The organism is Aeromonas sp. 602658 (assembly GCF_049173005.1).
Taxonomy (GTDB): Bacteria; Pseudomonadota; Gammaproteobacteria; order Enterobacterales; family Aeromonadaceae; genus Aeromonas; species Aeromonas veronii_A.
Genome location: NZ_JAAKRF010000039.1, coordinates 1 through 12,671 on the forward strand (window position 1 = coordinate 1; position 12,671 = coordinate 12,671).

Consider the following 12,671-nt stretch of genomic DNA (forward strand, 5'->3'; position numbering starts at 1 on the left):
CCAACCAGATTCCGGTTGGTGGAGAGGTGGTGGAGCGGCTCTCTATCCGCAAGATTGAAATTCAGGAGTAAGTGATGTCGATCCGTATATTGCCCCCTATCCTGGCCAACCAGATTCCGGTTGGTGGAGAGGTGGTGGAGCGGCTCTCTATCCGCAAGATTGAAATTCAGGAGTAAGTGATGCCGATCCGTATATTGCCCCCTATCCTGGCCAACCAGATTCCGGTTGGTGGAGAGGTGGTGGAACGGCTCTCTATCCGCAAGATTGAAATTCAGGAGTAAATGATGCCGATCCGTATTTTGCCACCCATTCTGGCCAACCAGATTGCAGCCGGAGAGGTGGTGGAGCGGCCCTCTTCTGTGGTGAAAGAGCTGGTGGAGAACAGCCTGGATGCGGGGGCCGACCGGGTCGAGATCGACATCGACAAGGGGGGCGCCAAGCTGATCCGCATCCGTGACAACGGCTGCGGTGTCGCCAAAGATGAGCTGGTACTTGCGCTGTCGCGTCATGCAACCTCCAAGGTGGCCACGCTGGATGATCTGGAAGGGATCAACAGCCTCGGTTTTCGTGGCGAGGCGCTCGCCTCCATCAGCTCTGTCTCCCGTCTCACCTTCACCTCCCGCACCGCCGAGCAGTCCGAAGCCTGGCAAGCCCAGGCGGAAGGGCGCGAGATGAGCGTCACCATCAAGCCGGCGGCCCATCCGGTAGGCACCACGGTGGAGGTGGTGGATCTCTTCTTCAATACCCCCGCGCGGCGCAAGTTCATGCGCAGCGAAAAGACCGAGTTTGCCCATATCGATGAGCTGGTGCGCCGCATCGCGCTCTCCCGCTTCGATGCCACCCTGATCCTGCGCCACAATGGCAAGGTGGTGCGCCAGTACAAGGCCGCCAATACCGTGCCGGAGCAGGAGCGACGTCTCGCCGCCGTTTGCGGCACCCCCTTCATGCACCATGCGCTGGCGGTGGAGAGCGAGCATAGCGACGTGCGGTTGTGGGGCTGGCTGGCGACCCCGGAGGGGGCAAGACCGCAGAACGACCTGCAATACACCTATGTCAACGGCCGGATGATGCGCGACAAGCTCATCAACCACGCCATCCGTCAGGCCTATGACGAGTTGCTGCCTCCCGATCGCTTCGCTGCTTATGTGCTCTATATCGAGCTGGATCCCCGTCAGGTGGATGTCAACGTCCACCCGGCCAAGCATGAGGTGCGCTTCCATCAGGCGCGGCTCATCCACGACTTTATCTTTCAGGCGCTGTTTACCGCGCTGCGCCGCGAAGGAGTCAGCGCCGCTCATCAGGACGCGCCGCTGGCCGAAACCCTGGTCGAGTTGCCGGTCAGTCCGCAGATTGAATATCCCGGTCAGGCGCCACGTCCCGAATGGTACGGTGCCGAGCACAGCTACCGGGCACCTGCACAGGTGCGGGAGGGGGGCGGTGGGGCAGGCCGAGCCAGCAATTATCAACCGCCCGAGCCCCCCAGTCGGGAGGCGATGCGCGGCATGGGCGCTCTGCTAACTACGCTGCCTATCGCGACTGAGGCTGCGCCTGCGCAGCCCACTGATCCAGTGCCGTCACCCAAACAGGGGGGATGTCGCGCCCTGACACTGGTGGAGCAGGCCTACCTGTTGATCGAGCGGGATAATCAGCTGGCGCTGCTCTCGCTGGTGCGTGCCGAGCGGGTGCTGCTGCGTCACTGGTTGCTGGAGACCTGGGGCCAGGGGCTGGCGGCCCAGCCGCTGTTGCTGCCGGTCTCCTTCAAGCTGCCGAAGAATTTGATCGCGCTGGTGACCGAGCAGGAACGTTTGCTGAAACGGATGGGGCTGGAGTTGAAAAGCGGGGGGCGCGACACCATGATCCTGACTCGGGTGCCGGCTCTGCTGCGCCAGACCGATCTGGTGCGTCTGTTACCCGAATTGCTGCAAATTATCGAGGGCGGATCTGACAGTGATGCTGGTCAGCAGGCTGAAGTATTATGCCAATGGCTGGTGGAGCAGGGGATAAGCCGCGAGAAGATATACGATTTTTCAACTGCCAGTCGTCTGCTGACGGAACTTGTGACCGATTTCAGTGACCAGCTTGGTGACATGCGTATGGTGCGCCCGCTTTCGCTGGCGACTGTGCTGGAGGAGTTTGAACATGGCGAGTGACTTGCCGACCGCAATTTTTCTGATGGGGCCGACGGCCTCCGGCAAGACGGATCTCGCCATTGAACTGTGCCAGGCATTGCCTTGCGACATCATCAGCGTCGATTCTGCGCTGATCTATCGCGGCATGGATATAGGTACGGCCAAGCCCACCGCTGATGAACTGGCGCGGGCTCCGCACCGGCTGATAGACATTCTTGATCCCGCGGTGAGCTATTCGGCAGCTGATTTTTGCAAGGATGCCCTGCGGGAGATGAAAGAGATCGCCGACCGTGGCCGCATTCCGCTGCTGGTGGGTGGTACCATGCTCTATTTCAAGGCGTTGCTGGAGGGATTGTCCCCGCTGCCCTCAGCCGATCCCGCCATTCGAGCCGGGATTGAGGAAGAGGCTGCCCGCCTCGGTTGGCAGGCGCTGCACGATGAGCTGGTGCGCATCGACCCGGTGGCCGGGGCGCGAATTCACCCCAATGACCCGCAGCGGCTCAGCCGGGCGCTTGAGGTCTACCGTATCAGCGGCAAGACCCTTACCGAGCTGACGCAGGTGCAGGGGGAGGGCTTGCCCTATCGAGTGCAGCAGTTTGCCATCGCCCCGAGCGATCGTGCCGTGCTGCATCAGCGTATCGAACAGCGCTTTGACAAGATGCTGCAAGGTGGCTTTGAACAGGAGGTTCGTGCGCTGATGGCGCGCGGCGATCTGCACCCGGATCTCCCCTCCATTCGCTGTGTGGGTTATCGCCAAATGTGGGACTACCTGTGCGGTGAAGTGGGGTATGATGAGATGCGTTATCGTGGCATTGTTGCCACACGCCAATTGGCAAAACGACAGATGACCTGGTTGCGCGGCTGGCCCGATGTGACCTGGTTGGAATCTGGTGAGTCTGGCAATCTCGACCGCGTGCTTGCTCGCGCTGGTGCGGCTTGACACTCCCTGTATAATCAGGTTGTTATATTGATATTCGGTGTTTAAAAACAACAAACTATAAGGAAAAGAAAAATGGCTAAGGGGCAATCTCTCCAAGACCCGTTTTTGAATGCGCTGCGCCGTGAGCGGATTCCTGTTTCTATCTATTTGGTGAACGGCATCAAACTGCAAGGTCAGATCGAGTCTTTTGACCAGTTTGTTATCCTGCTGAAAAACACCGTGAGCCAGATGGTTTACAAGCACGCCATCTCGACTGTCGTACCGGCCCGTGCCGTCAATCATCACCAGCCCACTCCGGGTGGCGCGGCTGATGAACAGGGTGATGCCGAGGCGTGATATCCCTGGGCGAGTCGACTCGCCAACTCAGATTCATCATGATTCCTGTTAAGGAGCAAGCGCTTGTTTGACCGTTATGAAGCTGGCGAACAGGCCGTTCTGGTGCATGTCAACTTCAGTGATGAGGGTGAGCGGGAGGATCTGGAAGAGCTCAAGATGTTGGTGAGTTCTGCCGGTGTAAATGCGCTGGCGGTCATCACCACCAGTCGTAGTGCGCCCAGTGCCAAATTTTTTGTCGGCAGCGGCAAGGCTGAAGAGATCGCGTCCCAGGTCCAGATGCTGGATGCGGATGTGGTGATCTTCAACCATGCCCTGACTCCTGCCCAGGAACGAAATCTGGAACGTCTGTTCCAGTGCCGGGTGGTGGACAGAACCGGTCTGATCCTCGACATCTTCGCCCAGCGCGCCCGAACCCATGAAGGTAAACTGCAGGTCGAACTGGCCCAGTTACGCCACCTTTCCACTCGCCTGGTGCGAGGCTGGACCCACCTTGAGCGTCAAAAGGGCGGGATCGGTCTGCGTGGCCCGGGTGAAACCCAACTTGAAACTGACCGACGTCTGCTGCGGGAACGCATCAAGGCGATTTTGCGTCGGCTCGACAAGGTGGCCAAGCAGCGGGAGCAGGGACGCCGCGCCCGCAACCGCAACGAAGTGCCGACGGTGTCACTGGTTGGTTACACCAACGCCGGAAAGTCCACTTTGTTCAACCAACTTACAGCTGCCAGCGTGTATGCTGCCGACCAATTGTTCGCAACTCTGGATCCCACCCTGCGTAAACTGGTGATCCGGGATGTGGGTGATGTGATTTTGGCGGATACAGTTGGATTTATTCGACACTTGCCCCATGATCTGGTCGCGGCCTTCAAAGCGACCCTGCAGGAGACCCGCGAAGCGGATCTGCTGCTGCATGTGGTGGACTGTGCCGATGAGCAGATGCAGGAGAATATCGACTCCGTGCAGCAGGTGCTGGCCGAAATTGAAGCTGACGACAGGCCTCAGCTGATGATCTGCAACAAGATCGACAAGCTGGCGGATCGTCCTGCTGGTCTGGAGCGAGATGACGAGGGGCGCCCAGTGCGCGTCTGGCTGTCGGCTCAGACTGGTGAAGGTTGTGAGCATCTGTTTACGGCGCTGACTGAACTGCTGGCCGGCTCCATGGTGCACCACACCCTGCAGTTGCCACCCTCGGCAGCAAGATTGCGCAGTGCGCTTTATCAGTTGAAGGGCATTGAGCAGGAAGGCTTTAGCGAGGAGGGAGATTTCGTGCTGGAAGTCCGCTTGCAAGTGGCCGACTGGAACCGCCTCGTAAAGCAGGAAGGTGAGAGTTTACAACGCTTTATCAGGCATTGATTCGTCGATGAAGATGAACCCTTAGGGGCTTCTCAACGTATGATGGCCCGATAGAGATGATATCCATCCGCATGTATTAATGGAGACGCTGATGGCTTGGAATGAGCCTGGTAACAACGGCAAAGACCGTGACCCTTGGGGGAATAACGGCAAGAATCAGGGACCCCCTGATCTGGATGAAATGCTGCGCAAAGTGAGCCGCCGTTTCGGTGGCTTGTTTGGTGGCGGCAAATCTGGCGGCGATGTAGGTCGCTTTGGTATCTCCATCGCGCTGGTTGTGGCTGTGGTGGTGTGGGTCGTCAGCGGCTTCTACACCATTCGTGAAGCGGAACGTGGTGCAGTGCTGCGGTTTGGCAAGTTTTCCCATATTGTCGAGCCGGGTCTGCGCTGGAATCCCACCTTTATCGACAAGGTGATCCCGGTGGATGTCGAGTCCGTGCGCTCGCTGCCTGCTTCCGGTTTCATGCTGACTCAGGATGAAAACGTGGTGCGGGTCGAGATGGACGTGCAGTACCGTGTGGTCAACCCCGAGCAGTATCTGTTTAGCGTAACGAATGCTGACGAGAGCCTGAGTCAGGCCACCGACAGTGCCCTGCGTTATGTTGTGGGCCACACCAAGATGGACGACGTGCTGACCACCGGTCGTGAGAAGGTGCGTCAGGAGACCTGGCAGGTGATTGATGGCATCATCGAGCCTTACCAGATGGGTCTGCAGATCGTCGACGTCAACTTCTTGCCGGCTCGTCCGCCGGAAGAGGTGAAGGATGCGTTTGATGACGCCATTGCCGCTCAGGAAGATGAGCAACGCTTCATCCGCGAGGCCGAAGCCTATGCCCGTGAAGTCGAGCCGAAGGCCCGTGGTCAGGTCAAGCGTCTGGAGCAGGAAGCGGAAGCCTACAAGTCCCAGATTGTGCTGAAAGCCCAGGGTGAAGTGGCCCGCTTCAACGAGCTGCTGCCCCAGTATCAAGCTGCGCCCGATCTGACACGCAATCGTATCTACCTGGAGACCATGGAAGAGCTCTATCAGCAGGCCAATAAAGTGGTGGTCGACATGCCGGCTGGCAACAACAGCATGATCTATCTGCCGCTCGACAAGTTGGCTGGCAAGCAGGCGAGCGTCCAGCAGGGGCGTCCAGCTGCTGCGCCGACCATCGAGTCCACGCCAGCTTCCAACGAGGGCGCCAACTCCACTCCGACGCCGCTGCGTAGCGGTGACCGCTTCAGCTCAGGGAGAAACTGATAGATGAAAAAGCTAGCTATTGGTGTAATCGCTGTCGCGGCCATGGTCTGCTTCTCTTCTGTCTTTATCGTTGATGAAGGCCAGAAGGGGATTGTGGTGCAGTTCGGCAAGGTGAAGCGGATTGATTCCGGTGAGCCCCGTCTCTATGAACCGGGCCTGCACTTCAAGGTGCCGCTCATCGACCAGGTTCGCAAAATGGATGCACGGATCCAGACCATCGACAGCCAGGCTGACCGTTTTGTCACCTCCGAGAAGAAAGACCTGATCATCGATTCCTATGTGAAATGGAAGATCGAGGACTTCTCCAAGTACTACCTGGCAACCGGTGGTGGTAACAAGTTGCAGGCCGAGGATCTGCTCAAGCGCAAGATCAACAACGGTCTGCGCTCCGAGATTGGTAATCGTACTATCAAGGATATCGTCTCCGGTGAACGCAGTACCGTGATGGAAGATGCTCTGATGAAGATGGCGCGCTCCTCCGAGCTCGGCATCAAGGTGGTGGATGTGCGGATCAAGCAGATCAACCTGCCGGTGGAAGTGTCCAACTCCATTTACCAGCGGATGCGGGCCGAGCGTACTGCCGTGGCCCGTGAGCATCGCTCCCAGGGGCGTGAGCAGGCCGAGATCCTACGGGCCGATATTGATCGCAAAGTGACCGTGATGATCGCTGATGCAGAGAGTAACGCTCGTCAACTGCGTGGTGAAGGGGATGCGGAAGCCGCTAAAATCTATGCCGACAGCTACAAGAAAGATCCCGAGTTTTTCAGCTTCGTGCGCAGTATGGAGGCCTATCGCAAGAGCTTCGCCGGTGGCAACGACCTGATGGTGCTCAAGCCGGATAGCGAGTTTTTCCGTTACTTCAAGTCTCCTGAAGGCACCAAGCAGTAAGTGTCGGGAGTTGTTTTGCCAGGGGCCTGCTTTGTCAGGCCCTTTTATTTGTCTGCCAAACAAACGGGATCAATGGTTTTTGACGGGAGAGGGGCAGAATGATGACATCCATACTGACGGGGCTGGGTCTGCTGTTGCTGTTTGAAGGGCTCGGCCCGTTGTTGATGCCCAGGGCATGGCAGCAGATGTTACGGCTGCTGAGCGATCAGCCACCGGAGCAGTTGCGCCGTATCGGCGGCTCGTTAGTGGTTGCGGGTAGCGTGATCCTCTGGATGCTGAGTCGCTGAGTCTGGCGCAATGCACTGTCCAGCAGATAGCAGACAATAAAAAAGAGGCCGAAGGCCTCTTTTTCATGCATGTCGTTTACTCAGGCACTGCGCTGCACCGCCATGTGGGCCAGTGTTTCCAGCGCGTGCTTGTGCGGGGAGTCCGGCAGGATGGCGAGGGCGGCAATGGCCTTGTCGGCCTCTTCCCGGGCCCGCATGCGGGAGTACTCCAGCGCGCCGGTACGGTCGAGAATCCCGAGGATCTGCTCAAGATGTTCCATACCGTTGCGGTGCTCGATGGCATCGCGCACCAGCTGGCGTTCTTCCGGCGTGCCCACATCCATGGCACGCAGCAGCGGCAGGGTTGGTTTGCCTTCGGCCAGATCGTCGCCGACGTTCTTGCCCATCTCTTCGCTCTGGGAGCAGTAGTCCATCACGTCATCAATGATCTGGAACGCGGTGCCCAGATACTTGCCGTAATCGGTCATGGCCTGTTCGACGGGCTCGGGCTGATGGGTCAGCACGGCGGCGAGTCGGGTAGCGGCCTCGAACAGCTTGGCGGTCTTGCAGTAGATGACCGTCATGTAGCTCTCTTCGGTGGTATCCGGGTCGTTGCAGTTCATCAGCTGCAACACTTCCCCTTCGGCGATGGTGTTGGTTGCATCCGAGAGGATCTCCATCACCCGCAGGTTGGAGAGTTCGGCCATCATCTGGAAGGAGCGGCTATAGAGGTAGTCACCGACCAGCACGCTGGCAGCATTGCCAAACATGGCGTTGGCAGTTTCCCGGCCGCGGCGCAGGTCGGATTCGTCGACCACGTCGTCGTGCAGCAGGGTAGAGGTGTGAATGAATTCGATGATGGCGGCCAGTTTCAGGTGATCCTCACCTTCATAGCCCAGCGCACGCGCAGCCATCACGGTCAGCATGGGGCGCATCCGTTTCCCGCCGGCGCTGACAATGTAGAAACCCAGCTGATTGATCAGACTAACGTCGGACTGGAGTCGGGCCAGGATCAGTTCATTGACCGCCGTCATGTCGGCGGCACAGAGCGCACGGATAGTCTGTTGGTCCATAAGTCTCGTAACGTGACAGCAGCAATAACTGCGATTTTAGTAATGGCAGGGATTCTACACGATTTCACAATGGGTTACAGTTAGGCGTTTATCCACGGCGGCAGATATGCGCACAAAATAAACTTTTTGCTAAATTGGCCTTGCCTGAGCAGATCGATTTGCGTAGAATGCCCGCCCATTGTTATAGGTTTTTGCGCATGTCTAGCCTTGAGCAAAAGACATGCCTTTACGGAGTTAATCAAATGTACGCGGTATTCCAAAGCGGCGGAAAACAACACCGTGTGGCCGAAGGTCAAATCGTTCGTCTGGAAAAGCTGAACGTTGAGACTGGCGCTACCATCGACTTCAACGAAGTGCTGATGGTTGCTGCAGGCGACACTTTTAAAGTAGGTGCTCCTTTCGTTGAAGGTGGCAAGGTTGTAGCTGAAGTTGTGGCTCACGGCCGTGGCGAGAAAGTGACTATCGTCAAGTTCCGTCGTCGTAAGCACCACCGTAAGCAAGCGGGCCACCGTCAGTGGTTCACTGAAGTCAAAATCACTGGCATCAGCGCTTAATTAGAGGAGTCCGATAGATGGCACACAAAAAAGCTGGCGGTTCATCCCGCAACGGTCGCGATTCTGAAGCTAAACGCCTGGGCGTGAAGCGTTTCGGCGGCGAAACAGTTCTGGCTGGCAGCATCATCGTTCGTCAGCGCGGTACCAAGTTCCACGCTGGTGAGAACGTTGGTCTGGGCAAGGACCACACCCTGTTCGCTACCGCGAACGGCAAGGTGCAGTTCGAAGTTAAAGGTCCGCTGAATCGTAAGTACGTTAGCATCGTTGCTGAGTAATTACGGACCGCAAGGATCCGAAGCCCCGCCAACAGGCGGGGCTTTTGTTTTTCCGAAATAATGACGAAAAAACGGAACGCAGATGACCCGGGTACCGAGATTGCCCGGAGAGGCAAGATGCGTATCGCCCGCAGGGGTCTGTACCACTATAATTGCGTATCGGTTTTTCGAATTAAGGTGACGGTTACCTATGAAGTTTGTTGATGAAGTCCAGATTCGAGTCGATGCCGGTGACGGTGGTAACGGTTGTGTAAGTTTTCGCCGTGAAAAATATATTCCCAACGGTGGTCCGGATGGTGGTGACGGTGGTGACGGTGGTGACGTCTATCTGGTTGCCGATGAGAACCTCAACACCCTGATCGACTACCGTTTTGAGCGTTTCCATGCTGCCGAGCGTGGCGAGAATGGCCAGAGTGCCAACTGTACCGGTCGTCGTGGCAAGGACAAGATCCTGCGCGTGCCGGTCGGTACCCGTGCAACCGATGACGATACCGGCGAGTTGCTGGGCGACTTGACTCACCACGAGCAGAAGTTGCTGGTTGCCAAGGGCGGTTTCCACGGTTTGGGCAATACCCGCTTCAAGAGTTCGGTCAACCGGGCTCCACGCCAGAAGAGCAACGGCACCCCGGGCGAAGTGCGTACCCTGAAGCTGGAGCTGCTGTTGCTGGCTGACGTCGGTATGCTGGGTCTGCCCAACGCCGGTAAATCTACCTTTATTCGCGCTGTTTCTGCCGCCCGCCCGAAAGTCGCTGATTATCCCTTTACCACCCTGGTGCCGAACCTCGGTGTGGTGCGTGGTGAGAACTCCCGCTCCTTCGTGATCGCCGATATTCCGGGCCTGATTGAGGGGGCAGCCGAAGGCGCAGGTCTTGGTATCCGTTTCCTCAAGCACCTCGAACGCTGCCGCGTGTTGATCCATCTGGTGGATATTTGCCCCATTGATGGCTCCGATCCGGCTGAAAATGCCGTGACCATCGTGCGTGAGCTGGAGAAGTACAGCCCGGAACTGGCTGGCAAGCCGCGCTGGCTGGTGTTCAACAAGATGGATCTGATCCTGGAAGAAGAGGCTCAGGAAGTGATGGATCGCGTGAAAGCCGCCCTCAACCACGAAGGGCCGGTCTACGCCATCACTGCCATCAGCAAGGAAGGGACCAAGAAGGTCTGCTACGACATCCTGGATCTGCTGGATACCATGCCCCGTCAGCTGGAGCAGGATGCCAAAGAGGCGATCGAGAAAGTGGAGTTCAAGTGGGACGACTACCACAAGAACCAGCTGGCTAAAGCCGAAGCGGAAGCGCTTGCCGCCTCCATGGCCTTTGACGAAAGTCTCGACGATGATGATTGGGATGACGAAGATGATGATGGTGTGGAAGTGATCTACGTCCGTGACTGATACCCTTGTCTGTCCATTTCATTGATAACCGGAGCCTGAACAGGCTCCGGTTTTTTTATGCCTGTCGAGTAGTGGCTCATTAGGTATATTTGTGATGCCACTTATTGCCTGCAGTTGATAACTGTTTATACTGCCCATCAAAATTAACAGTAATGAAACAATCGTCTGGCGATGTCGATTGAATCGATATGCGTTTCTGTATCTGATTGTTTTGATGGAAGGTTTACCTGTAAAAATTTTTATGCGCAGATTTATGCCTTATGGGCTTGTTTGTGCATTTTTTTGGAGTATTCTTGCGCCCGTTTTTCCGGTTAATGCATGAATACGCAGGTAGGCCGGGCTAGGGAAAAGTAACATTAGGGCAGTCTTATCATGCTGGAAAAGAGTCTTGAAGCATCTGCGGTTAATACCCGCCGTAACTTGTTGATGTTTCTAATACCGTCACTGATCGGTATCTTGCTGTTCATGACGCCGGTCGTCTATGACGGTAACGTCACCATCCCCGTCGCAGTGCTGGCCAAGCTGGTGCAGCGGGTTTTTGCCGATTATCTGGTTGCCATGGTCAGTGCGGTGATCACTACCACCATGCTGATGACTATCATCACCTGGTTGTTCAAACCGGCGATTCTGGTGCGTAGACCATTCCTCAACAGCCTGTTCAACGTCTCTCCTTTCTGGGCCTGCGTGCGGGTGGTGGGTGGTATTTTCGTGCTGCTGACCTTCTTCCAGGTGGGACCAGAGGTGCTTTATTCAGGCGCAACCGGCGGCCTGGTGCTTAATGATCTGCTGCCAGTGCTGTTTTCAGTCTTCATTTTTGCCGGCCTGCTGCTGCCGTTGCTGCTCGATTTCGGGCTGCTGGAGTTTGTCGGCACTATGATGACTCGCATCATGCGTCCGGTATTCCGGTTGCCGGGTCGCTCTGCCGTGGACTGCTTTGCCTCCTGGCTGGGGGATGGCAGTGTCGGCATCCTGCTGACCAGCAAGCAGTACGAAGGGAAGTTCTATACCCAGCGGGAAGCGGCCGTTATTGGCACCACCTTCTCCGCCGTCTCCATCACCTTCTGTCTGGTAGTGATCTCCCAGGTGAAGATGGAACACATGTTCGTTCCCTTCTATCTGACTGTCTGTCTGGCTGGGGTGGTTGCCGCTATCGTGGTGCCACGTCTGCCGCCGCTATCCTGGAAGAAGGATATCTATATCGATGGCGCTCCCCTGTGTCGCAAGCAGGAGGCGGTGCCCCACCAGCACAGTGTGATGAGTTATGGTTTCGAACGTGCATTGACCAAGGCAGAGCAGATGACCGGTCTCGGTGCCGTCGCCCGGGAAGGGGTGAAAAATGCGCTCGACATGCTGTTTGGCGTGTTGCCTGTGGTCATGGCGATCGGTACCTGTGCCCTGATGCTGGCCGAACACACCCCCATCTTCAACTGGCTTGGCGCTCCCTTCGTCCCCTTGCTGGAACTGCTGCAACTGCCGGAGGCGGAAGCCGCATCCAAGACTATCATGGTCGGTTTTGCCGATATGTTTATTCCGGCTGTGCTGGCTTCGACCATCGATAGCGAGATGACCCGCTTCGTCATTGCCGCCATGTCGGTGACCCAGCTGATCTATATGTCCGAAGTGGGGGCCCTGCTGCTGGGCAGCAAGATCCCGGTCAAACTGTGGGAGTTGTTTGTGATCTTCCTGATGCGCACCCTGGTTACCCTGCCGGTGATTGCCGGTGTAGCGCATCTGCTGTTCTAAGGACTACGCCATAGTGAAAAACGGTCAACCTGGGTTGACCGTTTTCTTTTCCGCGGTAATGGGAGAGCATCGCCCTTAGGCTGGTTCAGCCTCTAGTGACGGGACACTGGATAGTCAGGGAGTGGACCGTGTTGGCGATGCTATAGGGCTTGGCCGCCTTGTAGACCTTCTTATCTTCGTCGTAGCTTCCTCCCAGATACTGGGTGCTGTATAGCGTCTGCTGGCGGCGATCTGTCTCCTTGTAGCCCTGTGGGCAGGTCTGGTTGGCTTGCTGAAAGCAGGCCGTCATGCTGCTGCACTCTATGTAGAAGCCGAGCTGGCCCTTATCGGCAAGGCGCACCGGGGTGACGGTGGGGGTGGGGGGAGACAACAGGGAGCAGCCGGAGAGCGTCAGCGCGCCCAGCAGAACGAGATGTTTTGACATAGATAACCTGAACAGTGTGGTGTGACAAAGAGTGAGGGGGAGTCTATTGCTCCCCCTTCG

Annotated in this window: 13 protein-coding genes; 11 read left to right on the plus strand and 2 right to left on the minus strand. The window is 57.1% G+C overall.

The window, feature by feature from the left end:
• The first annotated feature begins 284 nt into the window (after positions 1-284).
• The 7 genes from mutL (at position 285) to G5253_RS18285 (ending at position 7,170) form a co-directional block, all read left to right on the plus strand.
• Complete coding sequence (gene mutL / locus G5253_RS18255; protein WP_421203937.1) at positions 285-2,150, plus strand: DNA mismatch repair endonuclease MutL; 1,866 nt, start codon at positions 285-287, stop codon at positions 2,148-2,150.
• Positions 2,140-3,069: a tRNA (adenosine(37)-N6)-dimethylallyltransferase MiaA gene (miaA, locus tag G5253_RS18260; protein ID WP_082182310.1), complete on the plus strand. Its 930-nt coding sequence runs from the start codon at positions 2,140-2,142 to the stop codon at positions 3,067-3,069. Before mutL ends, miaA begins: the two co-directional genes overlap by 11 nt.
• A 72-nt stretch (positions 3,070-3,141) precedes the next feature.
• On the plus strand, positions 3,142-3,405 hold the full coding sequence (gene hfq / locus G5253_RS18265) for an RNA chaperone Hfq (protein ID WP_005339045.1): 264 nt from the start codon (positions 3,142-3,144) through the stop codon (positions 3,403-3,405).
• 63 nt (positions 3,406-3,468) lie between these two features.
• On the plus strand, positions 3,469-4,755 hold the full coding sequence (hflX, locus tag G5253_RS18270) for a ribosome rescue GTPase HflX (protein WP_227341990.1): 1,287 nt from the start codon (positions 3,469-3,471) through the stop codon (positions 4,753-4,755).
• 91 nt (positions 4,756-4,846) lie between these two features.
• Entirely contained in the window at positions 4,847-5,995 is a 1,149-nt protein-coding gene (gene hflK, locus G5253_RS18275) for an FtsH protease activity modulator HflK (RefSeq protein ID WP_216952924.1), read from the plus strand.
• 3 nt (positions 5,996-5,998) lie between these two features.
• Entirely contained in the window at positions 5,999-6,883 is an 885-nt protein-coding gene (hflC, locus tag G5253_RS18280) for a protease modulator HflC (protein WP_216952925.1), read from the plus strand.
• Positions 6,884-6,981: 98 nt separating this feature from the next.
• The gene (locus G5253_RS18285; RefSeq protein WP_216952926.1) at positions 6,982-7,170 is read left to right on the plus strand and encodes a DUF2065 domain-containing protein; all 189 of its coding nucleotides are present in this window, start codon (positions 6,982-6,984) and stop codon (positions 7,168-7,170) included.
• A gap of 80 nt (positions 7,171-7,250) precedes the next feature.
• On the opposite strand, the gene ispB is transcribed toward G5253_RS18285, so the two are convergent.
• Positions 7,251-8,222, minus strand: coding sequence for an octaprenyl diphosphate synthase (gene ispB / locus G5253_RS18290; RefSeq protein ID WP_216952927.1), 972 nt, complete (start codon positions 8,220-8,222; stop codon positions 7,251-7,253).
• Positions 8,223-8,464: 242 nt separating this feature from the next.
• Here ispB and rplU point away from each other — a divergent pair, with 242 nt between their 5' ends.
• The 4 genes from rplU to G5253_RS18310 all read left to right on the plus strand — a co-directional run bounded on the left by rplU (position 8,465) and on the right by G5253_RS18310 (position 12,187).
• Positions 8,465-8,776: a 50S ribosomal protein L21 gene (gene rplU / locus G5253_RS18295; protein WP_005304210.1), complete on the plus strand. Its 312-nt coding sequence runs from the start codon at positions 8,465-8,467 to the stop codon at positions 8,774-8,776.
• Positions 8,777-8,793: 17 nt separating this feature from the next.
• Positions 8,794-9,051: a 50S ribosomal protein L27 gene (gene rpmA, locus G5253_RS18300; protein WP_005304202.1), complete on the plus strand. Its 258-nt coding sequence runs from the start codon at positions 8,794-8,796 to the stop codon at positions 9,049-9,051.
• Positions 9,052-9,241: 190 nt separating this feature from the next.
• The gene (cgtA, locus tag G5253_RS18305; RefSeq protein ID WP_216952928.1) at positions 9,242-10,444 is read left to right on the plus strand and encodes an Obg family GTPase CgtA; all 1,203 of its coding nucleotides are present in this window, start codon (positions 9,242-9,244) and stop codon (positions 10,442-10,444) included.
• A gap of 372 nt (positions 10,445-10,816) precedes the next feature.
• Positions 10,817-12,187, plus strand: coding sequence for a YjiH family protein (locus G5253_RS18310; RefSeq protein ID WP_421203941.1), 1,371 nt, complete (start codon positions 10,817-10,819; stop codon positions 12,185-12,187).
• Positions 12,188-12,272: 85 nt separating this feature from the next.
• Here the strand turns inward: G5253_RS18310 and G5253_RS18315 are convergent, their stop codons facing one another.
• Complete coding sequence (locus G5253_RS18315) at positions 12,273-12,611, minus strand: hypothetical protein (RefSeq protein WP_421203943.1); 339 nt, start codon at positions 12,609-12,611, stop codon at positions 12,273-12,275.
• Positions 12,612-12,671 lie beyond the last annotated feature (60 nt).